Annotated in this window: 20 protein-coding genes; 14 read left to right on the forward strand and 6 right to left on the reverse strand. The window is 65.1% G+C overall.

Annotation, left to right across the window (positions count from 1 at the left end; translation table 11 throughout):
• Window positions 1-42: 42 nt before the first annotated feature.
• From yajC to Q0L25_RS13455, 5 genes are read left to right on the forward strand one after another with little or no spacing between them, the layout of a single operon-like run.
• Entirely contained in the window at window positions 43-390 is a 348-nt protein-coding gene (gene yajC / locus Q0L25_RS13435; protein WP_296615026.1) for a preprotein translocase subunit YajC, read from the forward strand.
• Window positions 390-2015 carry a protein translocase subunit SecD gene (gene secD, locus Q0L25_RS13440; RefSeq protein ID WP_296615028.1) on the forward strand — a complete coding sequence of 542 codons (1626 nt, stop codon included), beginning with the start codon at window positions 390-392 and terminating at the stop codon, window positions 2013-2015. The genes yajC and secD overlap by 1 nt, the downstream gene beginning before the upstream one ends.
• Window positions 2016-2028: 13 nt before the next feature.
• Window positions 2029-3003, forward strand: a complete 975-nt coding sequence (secF, locus tag Q0L25_RS13445) for a protein translocase subunit SecF (RefSeq protein ID WP_296615030.1) — start codon at window positions 2029-2031, stop codon at window positions 3001-3003.
• Window positions 3003-3374, forward strand: a complete 372-nt coding sequence (locus tag Q0L25_RS13450; protein ID WP_296615032.1) for an Mth938-like domain-containing protein — start codon at window positions 3003-3005, stop codon at window positions 3372-3374. The genes secF and Q0L25_RS13450 overlap by 1 nt, the downstream gene beginning before the upstream one ends.
• 59 nt (window positions 3375-3433) lie before the next feature.
• Window positions 3434-4681 (forward strand): DUF3089 domain-containing protein, encoded by a 1248-nt coding sequence (locus Q0L25_RS13455; RefSeq protein ID WP_296615034.1) that lies wholly within the window; start codon window positions 3434-3436, stop codon window positions 4679-4681.
• On the opposite strand, the gene Q0L25_RS13460 is transcribed toward Q0L25_RS13455, so the two are convergent.
• Both Q0L25_RS13460 and Q0L25_RS13465 read right to left on the reverse strand, forming a co-directional pair.
• Window positions 4668-5837 carry a glycosyltransferase gene (locus Q0L25_RS13460; RefSeq protein WP_296615036.1) on the reverse strand — a complete coding sequence of 390 codons (1170 nt, stop codon included), beginning with the start codon at window positions 5835-5837 and terminating at the stop codon, window positions 4668-4670. The genes Q0L25_RS13455 and Q0L25_RS13460 overlap by 14 nt on opposite strands.
• Before the next feature lie 50 nt (window positions 5838-5887).
• On the reverse strand, window positions 5888-6712 hold the full coding sequence (locus tag Q0L25_RS13465) for a class I mannose-6-phosphate isomerase (protein WP_296615038.1): 825 nt from the start codon (window positions 6710-6712) through the stop codon (window positions 5888-5890).
• Window positions 6713-6855: 143 nt separating this feature from the next.
• Between Q0L25_RS13465 and Q0L25_RS13470 the strand changes: the two genes are divergently transcribed.
• The 4 genes from Q0L25_RS13470 to Q0L25_RS13485 all read left to right on the forward strand — a co-directional run bounded on the left by Q0L25_RS13470 (window position 6856) and on the right by Q0L25_RS13485 (window position 10593).
• Complete coding sequence (locus Q0L25_RS13470) at window positions 6856-7806, forward strand: outer membrane protein assembly factor BamD (protein ID WP_296615040.1); 951 nt, start codon at window positions 6856-6858, stop codon at window positions 7804-7806.
• A 242-nt stretch (window positions 7807-8048) separates the two neighbouring features.
• On the forward strand, window positions 8049-9713 hold the full coding sequence (gene recN, locus Q0L25_RS13475; protein WP_296615042.1) for a DNA repair protein RecN: 1665 nt from the start codon (window positions 8049-8051) through the stop codon (window positions 9711-9713).
• Window positions 9710-10033: a hypothetical protein gene (locus Q0L25_RS13480; protein WP_296615044.1), complete on the forward strand. Its 324-nt coding sequence runs from the start codon at window positions 9710-9712 to the stop codon at window positions 10031-10033. The genes recN and Q0L25_RS13480 overlap by 4 nt, the downstream gene beginning before the upstream one ends.
• On the forward strand, window positions 10033-10593 hold the full coding sequence (locus tag Q0L25_RS13485; RefSeq protein WP_296615047.1) for a hypothetical protein: 561 nt from the start codon (window positions 10033-10035) through the stop codon (window positions 10591-10593). The genes Q0L25_RS13480 and Q0L25_RS13485 overlap by 1 nt, the downstream gene beginning before the upstream one ends.
• Here the strand turns inward: Q0L25_RS13485 and Q0L25_RS13490 are convergent.
• Complete coding sequence (locus Q0L25_RS13490; RefSeq protein ID WP_296615049.1) at window positions 10590-10928, reverse strand: hypothetical protein; 339 nt, start codon at window positions 10926-10928, stop codon at window positions 10590-10592. The two genes, Q0L25_RS13485 and Q0L25_RS13490, sit on opposite strands and share 4 nt — an antisense overlap.
• Window positions 10929-11017: 89 nt before the next feature.
• On the opposite strand from Q0L25_RS13490, the gene ligA reads away from it, so the two are divergent.
• Complete coding sequence (gene ligA, locus Q0L25_RS13495) at window positions 11018-13153, forward strand: NAD-dependent DNA ligase LigA (RefSeq protein WP_296615050.1); 2136 nt, start codon at window positions 11018-11020, stop codon at window positions 13151-13153.
• Between the two features lie 151 nt (window positions 13154-13304).
• Window positions 13305-15869 carry a TonB-dependent receptor gene (locus Q0L25_RS13500; RefSeq protein WP_296615052.1) on the forward strand — a complete coding sequence of 855 codons (2565 nt, stop codon included), beginning with the start codon at window positions 13305-13307 and terminating at the stop codon, window positions 15867-15869.
• 109 nt (window positions 15870-15978) lie between these two features.
• Here the strand turns inward: Q0L25_RS13500 and Q0L25_RS13505 are convergent, their stop codons facing one another.
• From Q0L25_RS13505 to Q0L25_RS13515, 3 genes are read right to left on the reverse strand one after another with little or no spacing between them, the layout of a single operon-like run.
• On the reverse strand, window positions 15979-17322 hold the full coding sequence (locus Q0L25_RS13505; protein WP_296615053.1) for a PepSY domain-containing protein: 1344 nt from the start codon (window positions 17320-17322) through the stop codon (window positions 15979-15981).
• The gene (locus Q0L25_RS13510; protein ID WP_296615054.1) at window positions 17319-19565 is read right to left on the reverse strand and encodes a TonB-dependent receptor; all 2247 of its coding nucleotides are present in this window, start codon (window positions 19563-19565) and stop codon (window positions 17319-17321) included. The genes Q0L25_RS13505 and Q0L25_RS13510 overlap by 4 nt, the downstream gene beginning before the upstream one ends.
• A gap of 48 nt (window positions 19566-19613) precedes the next feature.
• On the reverse strand, window positions 19614-20024 hold the full coding sequence (locus tag Q0L25_RS13515) for a hypothetical protein (RefSeq protein WP_296615057.1): 411 nt from the start codon (window positions 20022-20024) through the stop codon (window positions 19614-19616).
• Window positions 20025-20143: 119 nt separating this feature from the next.
• Here Q0L25_RS13515 and Q0L25_RS13520 point away from each other — a divergent pair, with 119 nt between their 5' ends.
• The 3 genes from Q0L25_RS13520 to Q0L25_RS13530 all read left to right on the forward strand — a co-directional run bounded on the left by Q0L25_RS13520 (window position 20144) and on the right by Q0L25_RS13530 (window position 22956).
• A complete protein-coding gene (locus Q0L25_RS13520; RefSeq protein WP_296615059.1) occupies window positions 20144-21304 on the forward strand; it encodes a sensor histidine kinase in 1161 nt (386 codons plus the stop codon).
• Window positions 21301-22098, forward strand: coding sequence for a LytTR family DNA-binding domain-containing protein (locus Q0L25_RS13525; RefSeq protein ID WP_066590799.1), 798 nt, complete (start codon window positions 21301-21303; stop codon window positions 22096-22098). Before Q0L25_RS13520 ends, Q0L25_RS13525 begins: the two co-directional genes overlap by 4 nt.
• Window positions 22099-22200: 102 nt before the next feature.
• Entirely contained in the window at window positions 22201-22956 is a 756-nt protein-coding gene (locus tag Q0L25_RS13530) for an isocitrate lyase/phosphoenolpyruvate mutase family protein (RefSeq protein ID WP_296615062.1), read from the forward strand.
• Window positions 22957-23019 lie beyond the last annotated feature (63 nt).

Raw genomic sequence — 23019 nt, forward strand, 5'->3', positions numbered from 1 at the left:
CCCCTGACGGGCGCGTCAGCCATGCCCATTTTCAGGATGCTCATGTTCATTCCTTCCGCTTATGCCCAGGTCGCCGGCGGCGCCGCTCCCGGTTCAGACGGTATCGCCATCGCGATGCAGTTCTTTCCCTTCATCCTGCTGTTCGTCGGCTTCTATTTCCTGATGATCCGCCCGCAGCAGCGGCGCGCGAAGGAATTGCGCAACGCGATCGACGCGCTCAAGAAGAACGACCAGGTGGTTACCTCGGGCGGAATCCTGGGGAAGGTCAGCAAGACGACCGACGGTAACTTTATCGAACTGGAGATCGCGCCCAACGTGAAGATCCAGGTTGCCCGCGCCGCGATCACCGAGATTCTGTCGCCGACCACGGCCAAGCCGGCGAACGACTGATGCTCGATTTCCCGCGCTGGAAGGTCCTCTCGATCTTCGGGTTCCTCGCGGTGCTGATGGCGCTCGCGATCCCGAGCTTCTTCCCCGAGGACATGACGAAGAGCTGGCCGGTCCACCCGCGGATCAACCTGGGCCTCGATCTCGCCGGCGGCAGCTATCTCCTGCTCGAAGCCGATACCAGCCAGCTGGTCACCGACCGCGTCAACCTGATGAGCGACAGCGTCGCGACCGCGATGCGCAAGGCGCCGCGGATCGACATCGGCGATATCACGACCGATGGCGGCAAGGTCAGCTTCATGCTGCGTAACGTCGCCCAGCTGGAAGATGCCCGCCAGCGCCTGTCGGAGATGACCACCGGGGTCGGCACCACGGGTCAGCGCAATTGGGACATTCAGGTCGTCGATGCGACCCGCTTCGTGATCACGCCGACCAAGGCGGGCGTCGACGAGGCGATCGACAGCGCGATGAGCGGCGCGACCGAAGTCGTGCGCCGGCGCATCGACTCGCTCGGCACGCGCGAGCCGACGATCATCCGCTCGGGCGCGACGCGCATCGTCGTCCAGGTGCCGGGCCTGCAGGATCCGACGGCGCTCAAGGCCTTGCTCGGCAAGACCGCGAAGCTCGAATTCAAGCTGGTCGATACGACAGCCGATACAGCCAAGCTGGCGATCGGCCAGTCACCGATCGGTGACCAGATCCTGCCTTATCCCAGCGCAGCGGGGCGTGGTTTCCCCTATGTCGGCTATCCGCAGAACAAGCTGCCGGTCATCGCCGTGCGCCGTGCCGCGATCATCACCGGTCAGGACCTGACCGACGCGCGCGTCCAGAACGATCCGCAGACCAATGCACCGGTGGTCGCGTTCCAGTTCAATACCGAAGGCGGCAAGCGCTTCGCCAAGACGACGCAGGAGAATGTCAACAAGCCGTTCGCGATCATCCTCGATGGTTCGGTCATCTCGGCCCCCAATATCGAGGGACCGATCCTCGGCGGCAGCGGCGTCATCCAGGGCGGCTTCACCTTCCAGAGCGCCAACGACCTCGCGATTCAGCTCAAATCGGGCGCCTTGCCGGTCGCGCTCAAGGTGATCGAAGAGCGTACCGTCGGTCCCGACCTCGGCAAGGATTCGATCCAGGCCGGCATCAAGGCGTCGATCATCGCCGTGATCCTGGTCGTCGTCTTCATGCTGGTGACTTACGGCCGGTTCGGGCTCTATGCGAACTACGCCGTGGTCATCAACGTCGTGGTGATCATGGGCGTGCTCGCGGTGCTCAACGGCACGCTGACGCTGCCGGGCATTGCCGGCTTCGTGCTGACGATCGGTACCGCGGTCGACGCCAACGTGCTGATCAACGAGCGCATTCGTGAAGAGCGGCGGCGCGGGCGCAGCGTTATCCAGTCGGTCGAGCTCGGCTACAAGGAAGCCAGCCGGACCATTTTCGAGGCGAACATGACGCATGCCATTTCGGGCGTGGTCATGCTGTTGCTGGGGTCGGGCCCGGTGAAGGGCTTCGCGGTCGTGTTGCTGATCGGCATTGCGACCTCGGTGTTCACCGCGGTTACCTTCACTCGCATGCTCGTCGTCATGTGGCTGCGGAAGCATCGTCCGCAGACCATCAACATTTAAGGGGCCGCTCAAAATGCGCCTGCTCAAGATCGTCCCCGACGATACCAATATCGATTTCGTCCGCCTGCGGTATTGGGCGTTCGGGCTGACCACCTTGCTGACCATCGCCGCGGTCGCGCTGGTGTTCATCCATCGCCTCAACATGGGCGTCGATTTCGTCGGCGGCATCATGATCGAGGAGAAATTCCAGGTCCCGCCCGACGTCGAAAAGGTTCGTTCGGTGGTCGACGGCCTGCATTTCGGTGACGCCCAGATCCAGACGGTAGGCGACCAGAAGACGCTGTCGATCCGCCTTCCGCGCCCGGAATCGGCCGACGACGCGGCGACCAACCGCATCGTCAACGCGGTGTCGGCGGCGCTCGAGAAGAATTTCGCCGGCGCGCAATTCTCCAAGCAGGACGCGGTGTCGGGCAAGGTGTCGGGCGAGCTCGTCTGGAACGGCATCCTGGCGGTCGCGGTCGCGGTGCTGCTGATCGGCTTGTTCGCGATCTTCCGCTTCGAATGGCAATTCGGCGTGTCGACCGTGGTCGCCATCGTCCACGACGTGCTGATGACGCTGGGCTTCTTCGCGCTGACCCAGCTCGAATTCGACCTCAACATCGTCGCCGCTGTGCTGACGATCATCGGTTATTCGATCAACGACAAGATCGTCATCGACGACCGCATCCGCGAGAATATGCGCCGCTATCGCAAGATGGACATGCGCGAGATCATCAATCTGTCGGTCAACGAGACGCTGCCGCGTACCGTGATGACGTCGCTGACCATCCTGCTCGCTCTGTTCGCGCTGCTGATCTTCGGCGGCCATGTGCTGCGTGGCTTCACCGCGGCGATGATCCTGGGCGTGATCGTCGGCACCTATTCGTCGATCTATGTCTCGTCGTCGCTGCTGATCACGCTCGGCCTGCGCGCCGAGCCGACGCCGGACAAGCCGGGCAAAGCCAATGCGGCCACGGGTGCGGAGCGCGTCGGACCGGGGAACAATTGATGCGGATGGACCGCGCCCGCAGCGACGGGCCGGTCGTCTCCGGCCTGAGCGCGGCCGGATTTCGCGTCGACGACAATGTCTATCGCGCGCTGGCGATCACCCCCGAACGCGCCGATGGCTGGACGCCGCCGCCGCTAGCCGTGCTCGACCAGGCCGATCTGGAACTGGTGCTGGCGCTCGACCCGCGTCCCGAATTCCTGTTGCTCGGCACGGGGCCGACTTTGGTGCGGCCGTCCGTGACGCTGGTCGGCGCGCTTGCGCAGCGCGGCATCGGGATCGAGGCGATGGACAGCCGCGCAGCGGCGCGCGCCTGGGGCATGCTGCGGAGCGAGGGACGCTGGATCGTCGGCGCCTTTTACCCGGTAGCTTGATCGCGCCGCTCGCTTGGATAAGGTTCTCCCTGTTCGAGCAGAGCGAGGGGATTTCCGGGATGAAGAGGTTGCTGCCTATCGGCGCGCTGATCATGGCGTTCGCCCAACCCGCAACGGCGCAAAGCACGCCAGCCGTAGCGCCGGCGGCGGCTCCGCCCGCACCGGCCGTCGCGCCACCGCCAGCACCGCAATTCGCCGCGATCCCCGCGCCCGATTACAACACAGATGCCGGCTGGTTGTGTCTGCCCGGCCGCCAGGATGCCTGCACGGTCGACCAGAACGTCACCGTCATTACCGCCGACGGCAAGCGCAAGGTCGTCAAGTTCAAGGCCGATCCGGCGCCCAAATACGACTGCTTCTACGTCTATCCGACAGTGTCGCTCGACCCGACGCCCAATAGCGATCTCAATATCGGGCCGGAGGAAAAGCAGGTCGCGGCGTCGCAGGCCGCGCGCTTCACGGCCAAGTGCCGCGTCTATGCGCCGCTCTATCGCCAGGTCACGCTGACCGCGCTGCGTGACATCATGGCCGGCAAGGCGAGTACCGCCGACCGCAAGCTCGCCTATCTCGACGTCGAGGCGGCGTGGCGCACCTATCGCGACAAATATCAGGCCGGCCGCGGTGTCGTGCTGATCGGGCACAGCCAGGGCGCGGGCATCCTCAAGCAATTGCTGGCCGATGTGATCGAGAATGACGCCAGCCAGCGCCGGCTGCTGATCGCCGCCTATCTGCTCGGCACCAATGTCGCGGTGCCGGCGGGCGGCGATGTCGGCGGCGATTTCAAGCGGACCAGGCTGTGCAAGGCGATGGATCAATATGGTTGCGTCGTCAGCTACGTCACCTTCCGCGCCGATTCGCCGCCGCCGGAGAACAGCCGCTTCGGCAAGGTGCCGCAGCCCGGCATGGTCGCGGCCTGCGTCAATCCCGCGGCCTTGGGCGGCGGCAAGGCGGTGACCGACGCGATCCTGGGCGCCAAGGGAGCGGGGCTCGCCAGCGCACCGATGGGTCCCTGGACCAGCGACAATGCGCCGGTTACAACGCCGTTCGTGTCGGTCCCCGGTCTGATCTCCGCCGAATGCGTGTCGAACGGCGGGTTCAACTATCTGGCGGTGACGGTGAACGCCAACCCCCAGGATCCGCGCACCGACACGATCGTCGGCGACGTGGTCGTCAACGGCACGACGCTCAAGGATTGGGGGCTCCACCTGATCGACATGCCGGTCGAGATGGGCGATCTGGTCAGCCTCAGCGAATATCAGGCGGCGTCGTGGCGTGGCACACCGATGGCGCCGCCTAAGAAGAAGTGACCAAGGCTTTCAGGTGATCGTACAAGCCGGCGGTGTTCGCTTCCCAGGTGAAGCGTTCGGCGCCGGCCCTGACCGTCGCCGGCGGCGTGTGATCGGACAGGACGGCGGCGATGCCGGACGCGAACCCGGCCGGCGTGCGCCCGACGATCCGTCCGTAGGCGCGTTCGGTGACGACTTCGGGGGCGCCGCCGACATCGGGAATCACCACCGGCACGCCGCAGGCGAGCGCCTCGACCCAGGCATTGGCAAGGCCCTCATTCTCGGAGGCCAGCGCCATGACATCGGCGGCGGCAAGCAATGCCGCCATATCGCCATGTGGCACTGCGCCAAGCAGCCGGACACGGTCGGTTAGGCCCAGTGCCGCGATCTTCGCCTCGAGCGCGCCGCGATAACTGCCTTCTCCGGCGATCAGCAGATGCGCGTTGGGCAGCGCCGCGACCGCGTCGATCACGATGTCGTGCCCCTTGCGCTCGATCAGCGCTCCGGTCGATACGACCAGCGGACCGCGAATGCCGAATGCCGCCTTGGCTTCGTTGCGGTCGCGCAGGGCAAATTGGCCAAGATCGACCCCGGTCCGATGAACGCGGATATGCTCGGCCGGCATGCCCATTGCGACCATGTCGCGCTTCATCGCCTCGGACACGGCGAGCAGTCCGTCCGCCTGCTTGCCGGCGGCCCGGATCTGGCCGGCGGTCGCGGCGGCGGTACCCCAATGATGCACGTCGCTGCCCCGCGCCTTGATCGAGACGGGGACCCCGAATCGCCGGCCGAGCGCTACGGCCGCTGGCCCGTCGGGAAAGAAGAAGGACGCGTCGATCACGTCGAACGCGAACTCGCGCTGCAAATCGGCCAGCAAGGGCGTCAGAGCGCGGGTGAGGAAATGGGCGTGGAGACGGCCGGCGGTGCCGGGCACCGCCAGAAAGCGCGGACGATAGACGTCGACCCCTTTCCATTGTTCGCCCAGGGGTAGCGTCCCCAGCCGGGCGTGGCGCCCACGCAACGCGAGCGGAAAGGGGGGCAGGCCGATCGGCGCCACCACGCGCAACTCGACCTCGGGGTGCGCGGCAAGCCCGAGCGTCTGGCGCTCGACGAACACCCCGAAATTGCGCCGGGTGGCGTCGGGAAACAGGGTCGAAAGCGTGAGGACGCGCAGCATCCGCCTTTCCTATGCCCCATATGGTTAATGGGTATTTGAGCTTGTTACGTTCAAATGCGCTTGGCGCCCGGATAGGCGAACAATAGGTCGCTTCCGGCTGCCGCAGAGACGTGGGCGGTGCCGCTGACCGTCACGCATTCGCCGGCCCGCCAGGCGACGCCGTCGGCCACGCCCTCCCCCTTGAGCGGGGTAAGCCAGCCGGTGACGCCGTCGGGCAGGGTGACCGTCCGGTCCCCGCCGGTCCAGCGCTCGAGCACGAACTTCGGCCCCTCGCATAGAATGGTGCGGCCCGGTTCGACCTCGCCGATGATCGGCTTGGGACGGAACGGATTGGGATCGGCGACCTTCAGTCCGGCGTCGAGATGGAGTTCGCGGTCGCTGCCATAATCATAGAGGCGATAGGTCAGGTCGACATTCTGCTGGACCTCGACCAGGGTGATGCCGCCGCCGATCGCGTGAACCGTGCCGGCCGGCGAATAGAGAAAGTCGCCGGCCTTGACCGGCTTCCAGTCGAGCATGTCGACGATCGATCCGTCGAGCGCGCCCTGGCGCAGCTTTTCGCGTGTGGTCGGCTCCTTGGTGCCGAGCGCGATCGTCGCGCCCGGTTCGGCGTCCAGAATCACCCAGCATTCGTCCTTGCCGCGCGGATAGCCGGCCGCGCGCGCCGCTTCGTCATCGGGATGGTCCTGCACCGACAGCCGGTCGCTGGTGAACAGATATTTGATCAAAAGATCGGGCGTCCCCGCGTCCGGAGTCTGGAACCATATCTCGCCAATCGGGTCGCCGCCGGGCGCGGGATCGCTGAAGCCGGGCCATAAAGTGTGCCGCCCCCACGGCTTTTCGACGCGTTTGGTGGCAAGCAAGGTGGCGGTCATCGGACAAAGCCCTCCCGGTTAACGGTTTTCAGGACGCGAACGCATGGACCCGGCGACTGATCCCGCGCAAGGCCATCGCAACGCGACGGATCGCGTAAAAGGATAGTTTGCGCCCCGCGCGCGCTGCGCTAAGACCACGCGCCATGCGTATTGCCAAGTCCCGTCCCGTCGCGTTCGCGCTGATCGCTCTCCTCGCTTTGCCAATGGCGGGCTGCGCCGGTCGCGGCGGCGGTCTGAAGAAGGGCGACGTCCCCTATATCGCGCGCGATGTCGGCACGCTCTACACGCTTGCCAAGACGCGGCTCGATCAGGGTCGCTACAAGGAAGCGGCGGTGTTGTTCGACGAGGTCGAGCGCCAGCATCCTTACTCGGTCTGGGCGCGCCGCGCGCAGCTGATGAGCGCGTTCAGCTATTACATGGACACCGATTACACCCAATCGATCCAATCGGCGCAGCGCTTCCTGGCGGTCCACCCGGGCAACCGCGACGCGCCGTACGCTTATTACCTGGTGGCGCTCGGCTATTACGAGCAGATCGCCGACGTCACGCGCGACCAGAAGATCACCCAGCAGGCGCTCGACGCGCTGGGCGAGCTGGTCCGCCGCTATCCCAACACCAAATATGCCGCCGACGCCCGGCTCAAGATCGACCTGGTCCGCGATCACCTCGCGGGCAAGGAAATGGAGATCGGCCGTTTCTACGAAACGCGCGGCCAATGGCTGGCGGCGACGCTGCGTTTCCGTGCGGTGGTCGACGGATACCAGACCACGACCCACGTTCCCGAAGCGCTGATGCGCCTGACCGAAACCTATCTCGCGCTCGGCGTGCCGGAGGAAGCGCAGAAATCGGCCGCCGTGCTCGGCGCCAATTATCCCGGCACCGACTGGTACAAGCGCGCCTACAAGCTGATGGAAGAGCATCCCTACAAGCCGGCGGCGCCGCTGGCGGCGGGCGAATTGCCGATCCCGCTCGGCTTCAAAGATGCTCAGCCAGTCGCGCCCGGCACGCCGGGCGTCGCCGCCAAGGACGAAGGCCGCGGCTCGACCGGGACCAGCAACACCGGCGGCGCGGGTAACGGGCCGATTCCGAAGTAACCTCGTATTCCTCTCCTGCGTGCGGGAGAGGCTGGGTGAGGGTCTTCTTTCTTCTTCCAGGCGGCTCTTGCCCGAAAAGAAGAAAGAAGACCCTCACCCTCCCACCGCCTGCGGCGGCGGGCCCCTCCCTCTCCCGCGCGCGGGAGAGGGATGAGAAGCGGGTAATCCGGTTCTCTCCCGCAAACAGGCGAGGGAACAAAACGTGATGACCCGGCATCATTTTTGCCGCTAAGGATGGCGCGATGCTGACCTCGCTCGCCATTCGGGACGTCGTATTGATCGAAGCGCTCGAGCTCGATTTCGGCGCCGGGCTGGGCGTGCTGACCGGGGAAACCGGCGCGGGCAAGTCGATCCTGCTCGACGCGCTGGGGCTCGCGCTCGGCGCACGCGCCGATAGCGGGCTGGTCCGCCAGGGGGCGGCGCAAGCGGTGGTCACCGCCAGTTTCGATACGCCGCACGACGGCGGTCCGATCGCGTCTTTGTTGGCCGAAAATGCGCTCGAGATCGACCCCGGCGAGCCGTTGATCATCCGCCGCATCGTCAAGGCCGATGGCGGCAGCCGCGGTTTCGTCAACGATCAGCCGGCATCGGCCGGGCTTCTCCGCGAACTCGCGCAATATCTGGTAGAGGTGCACGGCCAGCATGACGATCGCGGGCTGCTCAACCCGCGCGGCCACCGCGCCTTGCTCGACGCGTTCGGGCGCTGCCATGCCGGTTTGGTGGCGCAGGCCTATCGTGCCTGGCGCGATGCCGAGGACGCGTTGGCGGTGGCGCGTGCGGAGATCGACGCCGCGGCGCGCGACCGCGACTATCTCGAGCACGCCGTCGCCGAGCTGCGCCAACTCGCGCCCGAGCCCGGAGAGGAAGAAACGCTGGCCGAGCGCCGCCGCTCGATGCAGCGCGCGGAGAAGATCGCCGAGGATATGGCGGCGCTCGACGATTATCTCGCCGGCTCCGACGGCGGCTTGGCCCGGCTGCGCCAGGCGGCGCGCGTACTGGAGCGTGTCGCCGACGCGCATCCTTCGCTGGCCGAGGCACTGGCCGCACTTGATCGCGCGATCAACGAGGGCGCGCTGGCCGAAGATCAACTCGCGGCCGCGCGCGCCGCGTTGATGTTCGACCCGCGCTCGCTCGAAGAGGATGAGGCACGGCTGTTCGATCTGCGCGCGATGGCACGCAAGCATCGCGTCCAGCCCGACGAACTGGCGCAGCTCGCCGAGGATATGGCCTCCAGGCTCGCGACGATCGAGGCGGGAGAGGAAGGGCTCGCCTCGCTCGATCGCAAGGTCGCCGAAACGCGAGCCGCGTATGAGGCCGCGGCCGACGCGCTGTCCGCCGAACGTCACGCCGCGGCGGCGCGGCTCGACGCGGCGGTGGCGGGCGAACTCGCCCCGCTCAAGCTCGACGCCGCGCGGTTCCGGACGACGGTCGAAACCCTGCCCGACGAGCAATGGGGACCGGGCGGCAAGGACCGCGTCGAATTCGAGATCGCGACCAATCCCGGCGCGCCGTTCGCACCGCTGACCAAGATCGCCTCGGGCGGCGAATTGTCGCGCTTCATTCTCGCGCTCAAGGTCAGCCTGGCCGAGGAAGGCGGGGCGGCGACGATGATCTTCGACGAGATCGATCGCGGCGTCGGCGGCGCGGTCGCCTCGGCGATCGGCGAGCGGCTCGCGCGATTGGCCGATCGCACGCAATTGCTGGTGGTGACGCACAGCCCGCAAGTCGCGGCGCGGGGCGGCCAGCATTATTTCATCGCGAAATCGTCCGACGGACTGGTGACGCGGACCGGCGTGATCGCGCTCGACAGCGGTGCGCGGCGCGAGGAGATCGCGCGGATGCTGTCGGGCGCGACCATCACCGACGAAGCGCGGGCGCAGGCCGAACGCCTGCTCGAAGCGGCATGACGGCAGCACCGCGTCGCTCGCGCACGGCGGCAACGCTTGCCTGGATCAGCGCGATCCTGTTGCCAATCGGGCTGGTTCCGCTGGCGTGGATGACTGCCTTGGCGGTGGGCTATTGCGAGTTCGATTGCGGCACGCTCGGCACGCTCGCCATCAACGGGCTGATCGCCGCGTGCGTCGTCCTGGTGCTCGCCTGGCTGTGGTTGGCTGTGGCGATGGTTCGGCGTCGCGTGACGCGGCTGGTGCTGCTGGCGGCACTGCTGGCGGATTTGATTCTGCTCGTGCTCGGCGCGATCGCGGCCTGGACGTTCGGCGCCCTATGATGGGGACTGTGATGGGACCGTTCGACCTGATCTTCACCGGCGCGCTGATCGTCGCGACGACAGGAGCGATGACCTGGTTCCCCGACATCCCCGGCGGCACCCAAGGGCATCACGAAGCGCTCACCGCGCGGTTCGAAAGGAGTGGCGACGACGGGATCGACGAGCATCCGAGCTATGGCGACGCAGCGGTCGCCTATGTCGATCGCATCGTCGACCGCCAGCTGACCAAGGCGCGCGGAATTCTGTCGTTCGACGGTCTGATCCTGGCGTTTCTCGGGCTGATCGCGCGCGACAATACCAAGCTGGACATCGCCAAGGCGCATATGGTGCCGGTGCTGTCGCTGATGGGGTTGCTCGCCGGATCCAGTGCGATCTGCCTTTTCCTGTTTCGCGCGCGTTGGGGCTATGTCGCCGACCTGCGGACCTTTTCCCGCGAAATGGCCGCCACGCTCGCGCTCACGCGGCAACGTTCGTACTGGATCGAGCGGACGGTGCGGCTGTCGCTGCTGTCGCTTGGCGGGATCGTCATGCTGGTGATCGCGACGGTGATCGGCGTTTAAAATGGTATCTTCACTTTCGCCCTGATTACCTTCGAGGTGAACCCGCCGACGTCGCGCGAGGTGGTGCTGACGCCTGCCTTGGCGCCGCCAGGAAGATCGACGACCGAACGCACCGGTTTTTCGGCAAAGGCCGGCATTCGGCTGGTGTCGATGTCCATCATCTTTCTGCGTGCGCAGACGACGATATCGCCGGCCGGGTTGGCATCTCCGCACGCATCGTCGGCCGGCTTGTGTTGCGCCTTCGCCAGATCGAACTTGGCGAGGTCGTCGCCAGGCGCCCCCGGCTGGCCGCCGACCTGCGGAACTGCTTGAAGGGCCAAGGCGACGATCAGCATCGTGGCGCAAGGTGCGCGTTGGGGATGGCCGAATTACGGCGACGAGGCGCGCGGTTTCACCCGCTGGATTGGCTGCTAAAGAGAGGCACATGACGATTCAGTTGCCCGCCAATGACGCCGAAGCCGCCGCCGAGCTCGAGCGCCTCGCCGCCGAGATCGCGCTTCACAACCGGCTCTATCATGCCGAGGATGCGCCCGAGATATCGGATGCCGACTATGACGCACTGGTGCGGCGCAACGCCGCGATCGAGGCGGCCTTTCCGCACCTGGTTCGAGACGATTCGCCGAGCCGCAAGGTCGGCGCGGCGCCGGCCGGGCATCTCGCCAAGGTCGCGCATGCGCGGCCGATGTTCAGCCTGGACAACGCCTTCGACGACGAAGAAGTCGCCGATTTCGTTGGCCGCGTCCGCCGCTTCCTCAACTTGTCGGATGCCGAACCCATCGCATTGACCGCCGAGCCCAAGATCGACGGCCTCAGCTGTTCGCTGCGGTACGAGAAAGGCCGGCTGGTCCAGGCGCTGACGCGTGGCGACGGCCAGATCGGCGAGGATGTCACCGCCAATGTCCGTACGATCGACGACATCCCTGCCGTACTTCCGGCCGGCGCGCCCGACGTGTTCGAGGTGCGTGGCGAGGTCTATATGGAGAAGCAGGCATTCGCCGCGCTCAACGCGCGCCTGCTCGCCGAGGCCGAGGATAGTGGCAAGGAAGCGCGCCAGTTCGCCAACCCGCGCAACGCCGCCGCCGGATCGCTGCGCCAGAAGGACGCGGCCGTCACCGCGTCGCGCCCGCTGCGCTTCTTCGCCTGGGGCTGGGGCGAAACCAGCGACTTGCCCGGCGATACGCAATCATCCGTCGTGGCGACGATCCGCGGCTGGGGCTTCCCGGTTACACGGCAATTTCAGCCCGGCGGCACGCTTGACCAGGCACTTGCCATCTACAAGGCGATCGAGGCCGAGCGTGCCGATCTGCCGTTTGATATCGACGGCGTCGTGTACAAGGTCGACCGGCTCGACTGGCAGGCGCGCCTGGGATTCGTCGGCCGCGCCCCGCGTTGGGGCCTGGCGCACAAATTCCCGGCGGAGCGCGCGCAGACGACGCTCGAACGGATCGATATCCAGGTCGGGCGGACCGGCAAGCTGACCCCGGTCGCGCGGCTCGAGCCGGTGACGGTCGGCGGCGTCGTCGTGACTAACGCCACGCTCCACAATGCCGACGAGATCGCGCGGCTCGGCGTGCGGCCCGGCGATCGCGTCGTTCTGCAGCGCGCGGGCGACGTCATTCCGCAGATCGTCGAGAATCTGACGCGCGACGAACCGCGCGAGCCCTGGAGCTTTCCGTCGCATTGTCCGGAATGCGGATCGGAGGCGCTGGCCGAGGAAGGCGAGGTCGATATCCGCTGCACCGGCGGGCTGATCTGCCCGGCGCAGCGGCAGGAACGGCTGCGCCATTTCGTCAGCCGCGGCGCGCTGGATATCGAGGGGCTGGGCGACAAGACGATTCGCGAATTCCTCGATCTCGGCTGGATCGCGGAGCCCGCCGACATCTTCCGCCTCGCCGCGCATCGCGAGGAATTGCTCGGACGAGAGGGCTGGAAGGAGAAGTCGGTCGACAATCTGCTCGAGGCGATCGAGGCGAAGCGCGCGCCCGATCCGGTGCGGCTGCTGTTCGGGCTCGGCATCCGGCATGTCGGCGTGGTTACCGCGCGCGACTTGCTGAAGCGCCACGCGACGCTTCCGGAAATCAAGGCGCTGGCCGACGAAATCATCGCGCTGCGCGACAGCCTCTCACCCGCATTGGGCGAAGACGATCAGAAGTTCCGGCAGCGCGTCGACAAGGCGATTGCCGAGCATATCGGCGTCGACAATGTCGGTGCCGCGGTCGGCAATGCGCTGGCCGACTTCTTCCATGAGCCGCACAATCGCGCGGTGTGGGACGACCTGTTGGCGGAAGTTAGTCCGCCGCCCTTCGTCTTCGAGGCTCGCGAATCACGGGTTAGCGGCAAGACGGTGGTGTTCACCGGCAGCCTGGAGACGATGAGCCGCGACGAGGCCAAGGCACAAGCTGAAGCGCTTGGCGCGCGCGTATCGGGATCGGTGTCGGCGAAGACCGATCTGGTGGTCGCGGGGCCGGGCGCCGGGTCCAAGCTCAAGAAGGCGACCGAACTCGGTATCGAAGTCATGGATGAGGCCGGATGGGCCGCAATCGTCGCAGAAGCGGGTTGATGCTTTTTTGCAACGCAACATGGCTTAATCCACAGTTATCTCATCAGCCTCTTGCGTTGTCATTGAACCGAAATATTCAGTCTCCATGGGCCCACGCGACGGCGAGATAACGCCGCGCTTTTCAGCGACTCGCGCCCAAAAGGGGAATATAATGCGGACTCAATTTCTTATTGGCGTGGCTGCGGCCGCGATCATGCTTCCGGGCGCTGCCTATGCGCAGTCGACCGGTACGGCGGACTTCGAAGGCGATATCGTCATCACCGCCACCAAGACCAAGGGCGTCGGCGGAGTCGTGATCCCCGACACGCCGAAGACCAAGGTTCAGCTCGATCAGGCGTTCATCGCACGCCAAACGCCGGGGCAGTCGATCGACGAAATCATCAACTCGCTTCCGGGTGTCAGCTTCCAGAGCCAGGACCCGTACGGCTCGTCGGGCGGCCGCCTGACCATTCGCGGCTTCGGTCCGGACCGCATCTCGCAGACCGTCGACGGCATTCCGCTCAACGATACCGGCAACTATGCGATCTATTCGAACCAGCAGATCGATCCCGAACTGATCGACAGCGTCAACGTCAGCCTGGGCTCGACCGACGTCGACAGCCCGACCGCCTCGGCTTCCGGTTCGACCGTCAATTACCGCACCATCACGCCGACCGACAAGTTCGGTGTCCGTTTGGTCGGCTCGATCGGCGATCTCAATTATTTCCGCGTTTTCGGCCTGGTCAACACGGGTACCTTCACCTCGTTCGGTACCAAGGCGTGGTTCTCGGCCACCAGCGCGACCAACAACGTCCTGTTCAGCAATTTCGGCCAGATCAACAAGAACGCCTATAACTTCAAGATCTACCAGCCGCTGGGCAGCAATGGCGATTTCATTGCGGTAGCGGGCAACTGGAACGTGAACCGCAACACCAACACGCCCGACTATCCGTTGCGGCTGGATCCGACTCGTGTCGTCGGCAGCGGCACGGGCAATCGTTTCCCGCGCAATTTCGATGAAGCCTGGCTGCACACTTCGCCTTGCCAGACGGCCGCAGCGCGACCAGGCGTGGCTGATACGCCGAACACCTGCGGCACGCTGTTCGAGCAGAACGTCAACCCGTCGAACACCGGCAGCCTTCGCTTCAGCTCGCGTTTCACGTTGGCTCACGGATTGGTCCTGACCGTCGATCCGACGATTCAATATGTCAAGGCGAACGGCGGCCTCTATGGTGTCGTGGGCCGCGAGCAGGCCGGGCCGGCTGGCCGTTATGGCTTCATTGGTGGAACCTACTACACCGGCGTCGACCTCAATGGCGATGGCGATACGCTTGATCGCGTCGAGCTCGATGGCACCAGCCAGACGATCACGCATCGCTACACGATCCTCAGCTCGCTGCGTTGGGATATCACCGACACTCAGACATTCCGCCTGACCTATACCCATGATTATGGTCGTCACCGGCAGACGGGTGAACTCGGCAAGCTGCAGGCCAATGGCCAGCCATTCGACGTCTTCCCGATCAACTCGCCGATCGCAGCAGCGAACGGTGGGCTGATGGAAAAGCGCAATCGCAAGTCTTACGCGGTGCTCGATCAGGTGTCGGGCGAATATCGTGGCGAATTTGGCGGATTGACCGTGAACCTTGGTGTCCGCGCGCCGTGGTTCAAGCGCAATCTGCACCAGAATTGCTTCACCACCAGCGCAAGCGGTTTCGTCGACTGCATCGCCGGCACCAGCGCCGACGTTGCCGCTTATGCGACGGCCAATCCATATTCGTACAACGCGACGACGAATGTGGTGACCGGTTATCAGGCGCCGCAATTCCGTCAGTTCACCTATAATCGTGTGCTGCCCAGCGCCGGCCTTACCTACAAGCTTGGTGGCGGCCTCTCGGTCTATGCCAGCTATTCGAAGGGTCTGCAGGTCCCGGGTACCGATAATCTGTATCAGCAGTTCTACTATCCGGTCGGTGTCGGCACGCCGAAGCCGGAGACGACCGACAATTTCGACGCCGGCGTCCGCTATTCGACCAGCAAGGTTCAGGCGTTTGTCGGTGGCTGGTACACCATCTTCACCAACCGCCTGGCCTCGTCGTACGATCCCGTGCTGGACCAGACGGTCTATCGCAACCTCGGCAAGGTCGACAAATACGGTGTCGATGCCAGCATCTCGTATCGTCCGATCGAGCAGCTGACGCTGTACGCATTCGGTTCATACCTGAAGTCGAAGATCAAGGACGATGTGCTGGGCGGCGTCTGCTCTGCGTCGAACGTGACCTACCACACCTTTGGGTGCTCGACGGCAGGTGCAGACTATTATCTCAGGACTGCTGGCAAGCGTGAGGCGGGTGCGCCAACCTATACGCTGGGCGCGCGTGCGCAGGTCGACGTCGATCCGTTTGAACTCGGTATGCAGGTGAAGCGGACCGGCCCGCGTTACGTCAACGATCAGAACGTGCCGATCTACAGCTCGATCGACACTGGCAATCCGACGACAACCGTCCTTTATGGGGCCAAGACGCCAGCCTACACCGTCGTAGATCTGGATGCCCGCTTGAACCTGGGCTTCCTCGGCCTGAACAAGACGACCTATTTCCAGGTCAACGTGACCAACTTGTTCAACCAGTTCTATGTCGGCAACCTGGGTAACCCGAACAGCTCGTACACCAGCGTGCCGTTCGCGTATCTCGGTTCGCCGCGTACGGCGTCGGTTTCGCTGAACGTCCAGTTCTGATCCGACCGGATCGACTGACTAAAGAGCGCCGCTCCTGCCCTCGGGCAGGGGCGGCGTTTTCTTTTGCGGCGAAGTCCGCGCCAAGGGAGATGCGTGCGTTGCCGTCGTATCAGGCTCGGACGGTTCGCAGTCCTAGCCAGCGGGCGATGCCCGACCAACTCTTCAGCCCGCGCTCGACCAAGAGCACCATCAGCAGCGACACGCCGAACAGCGGCATCGCCACGCCAAGCGCAACGATCGCGGCGATCAGCGCTCCACCAAAACGCGGGCGCGAGAGTGGCAAGGGTGCGCCGAGCCGTCCCGACGGACGCCGCCGCCACCACGAGATCGCTCCCGATACGCTCAGTATCATCAGCATCAGCGCACCGAGCGTGATCAGCAACTGGTTGGCGATGCCGAACAACTGGCCCTCATGCGTGGCGATGCCATAGCCGACCGCGCGGTCGATCCAGTGGCGCTCGGCGAAGTCTTTGCGCGCGAGCACGGCTCCGGTCGTACCGTTGACCACCGCCTGCGCGCGCAACGGCCGATCCCCGGCATCGGACGTGACGGTCCAGCCGTGTGGTTCCTTGCCCGGCGGCGATACCAAAACCGGCGGCGCGAAGTGCAACGCGGTCGCCGCGACGACGGCGCGGTTCAGTTCTCCGGGCCGGACGCCCTGATGCACCATCGCCATGCCCATATGACCGGCATGCTCGCCGAGCATCGGGTCGTCGGACGCCTTGCGGCCGCCGATCGTCCAGTCGATCGGCCCGTCGAGCGTGCCGGTTACTGTCCGTATCTCCTTGAAATAGCTGCCCCAGGCCTTGGCCCAGGGCAGGCCGGTGGTAACCACGAACAGCGCGAACAGCGATGCCCAGATTCCGGTCACCGCATGCAGATCGCGCCAGAGCAACCGGCGGCCGCCGGACAGGCGGGGATAGAGCACACCCGCCAACCCCTTCCTTCCGCGCGGCCACCAGAGGTAGAGGCCGGTCAGGATCATCACGAGCGTCCAACAGGCGGCGATCTCGACGATATAGCTGCCCCAGGCGCCCGCGAGCAGCTCTCCGTGGAGGTGCGACACGATCTGCATCGGCCGTTCGTCTTCGGTCACTATGGCGAGCGTCGTAAGCCTGTAGGGATCGACATAGACGCGCCGATCCCCACTGTCGGTTCCGACCAGGACGCGCACGGCTGACCTGTTCGATTGCGGCAGTTCGTATTTGTGCAGCCGCGATCCGGGCACTGCCGCCACCGCCGCCGCGGCGATCGCTTCGGGCGAAGCGCGTGCCGCGGCAGGCGCGAGCGAGTCGTACGGACGGTCGAGCCATGCCTCTATCTGCGGCCGCCAGGCATAAATGCTGCCGGTGACCGCCAGCCACAGCACGAACGGGACGCAGAACAGTCCCGCGTAGAAGTGCCAGCGCCACACGGCGTTGTACCAGCGCGAGCCGGGTAGCCGGACGCTCACAGCTTGATCGTCAGGTCGGCGTGGAAGCTCCGCTGCGGGAAGGGGTGGAACAGGAAGTATTTGTCGTTGTTGACATTATCCACGCCTAGCCCGAGCACGTAATTCTTCGTGACGGCGAATTGCGCGCGCAGGTCGACGACGAAGAATTTGTAGAAGCCCTGATAGGTGTTCCCGACCACGTCCTTATTGTCGAGCTGGCCGTACATCCGGCTCGCATAGCGCGCGGCCGCTGACAGCGAGACGCCGCCGACCGGTCGCCAGGTCACGACGGCATTCGCCTTCCACCGCGGCACCGTAGGGATCAGCTTGCCGACCGCAGCCGGAAATGCCGGATCGGCGCGAGTCGTCGCATCGGCATAAGTCACGCTCCCCGACAGATCGAAGCGGGGGATCAGGTCGTTGCGGACGACCGCCAACTCGATTCCGCGCGCGCGCGTGCGGTCGACATTCTGGACGAAGCTCGCGGTCAGCGTCCCGCCGCCGACCGCGGCGATGGTGCCGGTCTGCGAGATCAGTGCGTCGGTCACGATCTCGTTGAACAAGGACAGGCGGACCGAACCCTTCGCGTCGGTACGTTCCACCGCGAATTCCTGCGATCGCGCATGTTCGGGCTTGAGATCGGGGTTGGGCACGGCGCCGAGCGTTCCGCTCGTCACCACCTGATAGAGTTCGCCTACCGTCGGAAAGCGCCAGGCATCGCCATAGGAGAACTGGACCTTCCAATGATCGCCGGGCTTCCAGGCCAGCGATGCCTTGGGCGAGAAGCGAGCGGCAGAGCGTTCGGATTGGATATTGGATACAATCGGCGAGGCCGAGAAATTGACCCCGTCATAGGCGCGCCACCATTCGTAACGACCGCCGAGCGTCAGCGTGAGCCTGGGCAGCAGGTCGAGCGCATCCTGTACCCAGAGTGCGGCAGTGCGCGTCTTGCCCAGCGATTGCTGATTCAGCGCGGCCGGGGCGCCGTTGATCCAATCGCTCGTCGCATAACGATTGCTCGCCAATACGAAGCGGTCCCAATGTACCCCGGCGCTCAGCACATTGCCGCCGCGGCTCCACGCGGCCTTGGCATCCAGCGTGTCCCAGCCCGTGCCGTCGAGTCGCGTGATATTGCCCGCCCCGCCCGACAATGCCGCGGGCAGGGTGCCGGTCGGGGTTCGCTGCTCGTCAGTGGCGAAGCGGTAACGCGTCCCGATCACTTGCCAGTCGATCCCGCCGCCCGATCCGCCGAGCGACAGTGCGTGCGACCAGTGGCGCTGGCGCGATAGATAGGTCCCGCTGGCGAATGACGCCGAGGGATACACCGGCAGGCCGGTCACGGTCGCCGTCAGATAGCTTTCGGCGCTGCCATTGGTGCGGTTGAGGAACAGGCCGCCGACATAGGTCAGCCGGATAGAGCTGCTCAGATCGAGCGCGGCCTTGAGCTTGAGGCGATCCTGGCCCTGACGCTCGATTCCGCTCGACCCCAGGACGGTGATCGGTTGCCCCGTCCGGTTGCGATCCGGGATCGCGCCGACCACGCCGGGCCCCGCCGCACCGGTGACATAGCCGATCGGCTGCGATCGACTCGTGACGTGATCGTAGCTCGCGAACAGCGCCAGCGGCCCGAACCGATCGCCGATCGTCAGCCCGGCCTGATAGGCGGGATAGGTATCGCGCCGCCCATACAGGTCATAGGTCTGGACGCTCACGCCCGCCGTTGCCGTCGCTTCGAATTCGTCGGGCAGGCGGGTGGTGATGTTAACCACCGCGCCGATCGAATTGCCCGGATAGGCGGCCGAGAACGGGCCGTAGAGCACGTCGATCCGAGCGATTTCCTGCGGGCTGACGGCGCTCCAGCGCGGGCTAGCAGACGTGTTGTTGTTGCCGATCAATGCCGAGAGCAACGCGCCGTCGGCATAGATCAGGCTGCGCGCGCTGGCGCCGAGTCCGCTGGTCCGTGTCGCCAGCGGCGCCTGGGTGTCGCCGATATGGCGTTTGCGCACGATCAGGCTGGGCAGATATTTGATCACGTCCTCGACGTTCATCGCATTGACCGTCCGCGCGATCGTGCCGGCGTCGATCGATGCGCGGGTCGAGGGCGCGTTCTCGATCGTCTGTTGCTGGCGTTGCGCGGTGATCAATATGTCGTCGCGGTGGTCGTCGCCGGGCGTGGTATCGTCGGCGGCACGCGCGGGCTGCGCGATGGCGCTCGCCATGACGGCGAGCGAGACGCACCACAAGGTGCGCTTGGCAATAGTCACAATCATTCCCCTTGCTGAATCGCTCAAGCTGCCAAAGGCAGCGTCGGTTCAGGCGCGGGAAGGCGGTCCGGTGGCGGGAGGCGGGGGCGCGGCGAGGCCGCGGCCGGGCACGGCGTCGATCGGATCGAGCGTCGGTGCGGCGTCGGGAGCGAAGATCGGCGCCGCCAGCGCAACGAGGGTCGGCGGCGCGTTGGCCACGCCGAGTCCCGAAAAGGCGCAAGCGTGGTCACCAGACTGGTTCTTGCCGGGTGCCTTGTGGCGCAACTTGCCGTCGGGCGACAACACCATCTTGTCGTCGGGCCCGGTGCCGTTACAGACCGTGATCTCGATACCGCCGGCGACGTTGACAACCGGCATCCACCCTTCGGGAGCGACGCTGCGCGCCAGCAACGCGGCCACGAGCAGCAGCAGCCAGCCGAAGCGGCGTCGCATGTCGTGAATGGGGTTGGCCGGATTCATTGCGGGGCTGTTCTTAAGGCAAGAGATGCCGCCAAGGCCATTATTATTCCTGCCTAGACGATCGCTCGACACCGCCGGCTTTGCGCACTGTGGCCAGCGCGTATAAAGGGGCCAGCCCCATGGCCACGATTTCGTCCCCCGCGCCGGCGCCGGCCGACACTGCATTGACGGACCAGAAGCGTCCCTTCTGGACTCCCGCGATCTTTTCGCGCCCGTTCTTCGAGGACAAGAGCCGGGCCTTCTGGACGCTGCAGGGCGTTGGCTGGGGCGGGTATCTCCTCCTTCGCTCGGTGTCGTCGGTGTCCAACGGCGCGCCGATGACGGCATTGATTCCGGGGATCATCGAATCGATCGTCGGTTATTGCATCACTCTGCTGCTCTCGACGCTCTATGGCTATTATCGCCGCCTGCCGCGGATCAGCGCTATCCTGTTGACGGTGGTGACGCTGGCCGGCGCGACGTTCCTGGCGGCGGTGCTCAACGGTTTCTCGTACAGCATCATGAAGGACAATCCCGGTCTCAATTTCGGCCTGGTGTTCGGTCAGCTGTTCCTCAATTTCACCGTGCTCGCGGGCTGGTCGGCGCTCTATTTCGGGATCAATTTCTACCTGATCGTCGAACAGCAGGCGGACCAGCTGCTGGTGCTCGGCAACCAGGCGTCCTCGGCGCAGCTGGCGATGCTGCGCTATCAGCTCAACCCGCATTTCCTGTTCAACACGCTCAATTCGATCTCGACCCTGGTGCTCTTGAAGGAGACCGAGCGCGCCAATGCGATGCTGTCGCGACTGGCGGATTTCCTGCGCTTCACCTTGATCTACGAGCCGACCGCGAACGTGACGGTCGCGCAGGAAGTGCACACGCTCAAACTCTATCTCGAGATCGAGAAGATGCGGTTCGAAAAGCGCCTGCGCCCGGTGTTCGAGATCGATCCGCGCGCCGAGCGCGCGCGATTGCCCTCCTTGTTGCTCCAGCCGTTGGTCGAAAACGCGATCAAATATGCGGTCACGCCGAGCGAGGAGGGGGCGGAAATCGCAGTTTCGGCACGTCTCGTCGGCGAACGGGTCCGGATTACCGTGTCCGACACCGGCCCTGGCTTGATCGAGAGCAAGTTAGGGCCGAGCCTTTCAACTGGCGTGGGGCTCGCCAATATAAGAGATCGGTTGGCACAGGCGTACGGACCTGACCACCGTTTCGATGCTCGGTCTACACCAGGGGGCGGCTTTGCTGTGGAGATCGAGATTCCGTACCAGTTGGAAGATCCGAATAGAGAGGCCGCATGACCATAAGAACCATCCTGGTGGACGACGAAGCGCTCGCGATCCAGGGGCTCGAACTCCGCCTTCAGGCGCATGACGATGTCGAGATCATCGACCGTTGCGCCAATGGGCGCGAGGCGATCCGCAGTATCAAGACAAATAAACCCGATCTGGTGTTTCTCGATATCCAGATGCCGGGATTCGACGGCTTTTCGGTGATCCAGGGCCTGATGGAGGTGGAACCGCCATTGTTCGTCTTCGTGACGGCCTATTCCGACCACGCCATTCGCGCGTTCGAGGCGCAGGCGACCGATTACCTGGTCAAGCCGGTCGAGGAATCGCGCCTTGCCGATACGCTCGACCGCGTGCGCCAGCGGCTCGCCGAGAAGCGCACCGCCGAGGAAGTCGAGAAGTATAAGGAAGCACTGGCCGAGGTGGCGCCGGAAGCGGCCGAGGAAATCGCCGACGGCGGCGAGGTGTCGTCCAACCGCTTCGAGAAGCTCATCAACATCAAGGATCGCGGCAAGATCTTCCGCGTCGACGTCGACACGATCGAAGTGGTCGAGGCGGCGGGCGACTATATGTGCATCAAGACCGGCGACAACACGCTGATCCTGCGCCAGACGATGAAGGACCTGGAAAAGCGCCTCGACCCGCGCCGCTTCCAGCGCGTCCATCGTTCGACCATCGTCAATCTCGACCTGGTCCGCCAGGTCAAGCCGCATACCAATGGCGAGTGTTTCCTGGTGCTCGATTCGGGTGGCCAGGTGAAAGTCAGCCGCAGCTATCGCGACGTGGTGGCGCGGTTCGTTCACTGATCCACATTCCCCTCCCGCCTGCGGGAGGGGTTAGGGGAGGGGCTGTGGGAGAGAGCGGAACACGCCCTCCCCCGGCCCCTCCCGCAAACGGGAGGGGAGTTTATGTCGTCCGCCTACGAGACCTTCGCCGCGCTCCATGTCCCCGGCGACCCGCTGATCATCTACAATTGCTGGGATCCGGGCAGCGCGGTGGCGATCGCCAAGGCGGGTGCGAAGGCGATCGCGAGCGGTAGCTATGGCGCTGCCGAGTCGCTCGGTTTCCATGACGGGGAGGAGGTTCCGCTGGATCTCGTTCTCGATAATGCCAAGCGGATCATGGGCGTGGTCGATGTCCCCGTATCGATCGACTTCGAAAGCGGCTATGCGCACGACGTCGAGGGCATTGCCGCCAATCTCGCGAAGCTGGCCGCGACTGGCGCGGTCGGCTGCAATTTCGAGGATTCGGTGATCGGCGGCGAGGGGCTCTATCCGATCGCGGACCAGGCAGAGCGCGTCGCCGCGGCGCGCAAGGGCGCCGGCGAGGCGTTCTTTATCAACGCGCGGATCGATCTCTACATCCGTACGCCTGCCGAAAAGCAGGATGCATCGACTCTCGATGAGACGATCGATCGGGCGGCCGCCTATGTCGCGGCCGGCGCGAGCGGGATCTTCGTCCCGTTCTTGCGCGACGCTGCGGCGATCGCGCAGATCGTCAAGCGCACCGGCGCGCTGGTCAACGTCCTGCCCGGCGGTGGCGAGGTCGACTCACGCGCCTTCGCCGATGCCGGCGTGGCACGGATCAGCTATGGCGCGGGCCCGTGGTTCGCGGCGATGGCTTGGCTGGAAGATCAGGCGCGTTCGGCGATCAACTGGAAATAGCCGTCATCCCGGCGAAGGCCGGGATCGCTGGAGAGTTGCGATACGGCCAGAGGCCAACGTCTG

Origin of the sequence: Sphingomonas sp., assembly GCF_024508665.1 — a bacterium.
Taxonomy (GTDB): Bacteria; Pseudomonadota; Alphaproteobacteria; order Sphingomonadales; family Sphingomonadaceae; genus Sphingomonas.

Bases quoted from the DNA above. Each gene is read 5' to 3' on its own strand.
- yajC (WP_296615026.1), top strand. From the start codon at position 43: ATGTTCATTCCTTCCGCTTATGCCCAGGTCGCCGGCGGCGCCGCTCCC.
- secD (WP_296615028.1), top strand. From the start codon at position 390: ATGCTCGATTTCCCGCGCTGGAAGGTCCTCTCGATCTTCGGGTTCCTC.
- secF (WP_296615030.1), top strand. From the start codon at position 2,029: ATGCGCCTGCTCAAGATCGTCCCCGACGATACCAATATCGATTTCGTC.
- Q0L25_RS13450 (WP_296615032.1), top strand. From the start codon at position 3,003: ATGCGGATGGACCGCGCCCGCAGCGACGGGCCGGTCGTCTCCGGCCTG.
- Q0L25_RS13455 (WP_296615034.1), top strand. From the start codon at position 3,434: ATGAAGAGGTTGCTGCCTATCGGCGCGCTGATCATGGCGTTCGCCCAA.
- Q0L25_RS13460 (WP_296615036.1), bottom strand. From the start codon at position 5,837: ATGCTGCGCGTCCTCACGCTTTCGACCCTGTTTCCCGACGCCACCCGG.
- Q0L25_RS13465 (WP_296615038.1), bottom strand. From the start codon at position 6,712: ATGACCGCCACCTTGCTTGCCACCAAACGCGTCGAAAAGCCGTGGGGG.
- Q0L25_RS13470 (WP_296615040.1), top strand. From the start codon at position 6,856: ATGCGTATTGCCAAGTCCCGTCCCGTCGCGTTCGCGCTGATCGCTCTC.
- recN (WP_296615042.1), top strand. From the start codon at position 8,049: ATGCTGACCTCGCTCGCCATTCGGGACGTCGTATTGATCGAAGCGCTC.
- Q0L25_RS13480 (WP_296615044.1), top strand. From the start codon at position 9,710: ATGACGGCAGCACCGCGTCGCTCGCGCACGGCGGCAACGCTTGCCTGG.
- Q0L25_RS13485 (WP_296615047.1), top strand. From the start codon at position 10,033: ATGGGGACTGTGATGGGACCGTTCGACCTGATCTTCACCGGCGCGCTG.
- Q0L25_RS13490 (WP_296615049.1), bottom strand. From the start codon at position 10,928: ATGCTGATCGTCGCCTTGGCCCTTCAAGCAGTTCCGCAGGTCGGCGGC.
- ligA (WP_296615050.1), top strand. From the start codon at position 11,018: ATGACGATTCAGTTGCCCGCCAATGACGCCGAAGCCGCCGCCGAGCTC.
- Q0L25_RS13500 (WP_296615052.1), top strand. From the start codon at position 13,305: ATGCGGACTCAATTTCTTATTGGCGTGGCTGCGGCCGCGATCATGCTT.
- Q0L25_RS13515 (WP_296615057.1), bottom strand. From the start codon at position 20,024: ATGAATCCGGCCAACCCCATTCACGACATGCGACGCCGCTTCGGCTGG.
- Q0L25_RS13520 (WP_296615059.1), top strand. From the start codon at position 20,144: ATGGCCACGATTTCGTCCCCCGCGCCGGCGCCGGCCGACACTGCATTG.
- Q0L25_RS13525 (WP_066590799.1), top strand. From the start codon at position 21,301: ATGACCATAAGAACCATCCTGGTGGACGACGAAGCGCTCGCGATCCAG.
- Q0L25_RS13530 (WP_296615062.1), top strand. From the start codon at position 22,201: ATGTCGTCCGCCTACGAGACCTTCGCCGCGCTCCATGTCCCCGGCGAC.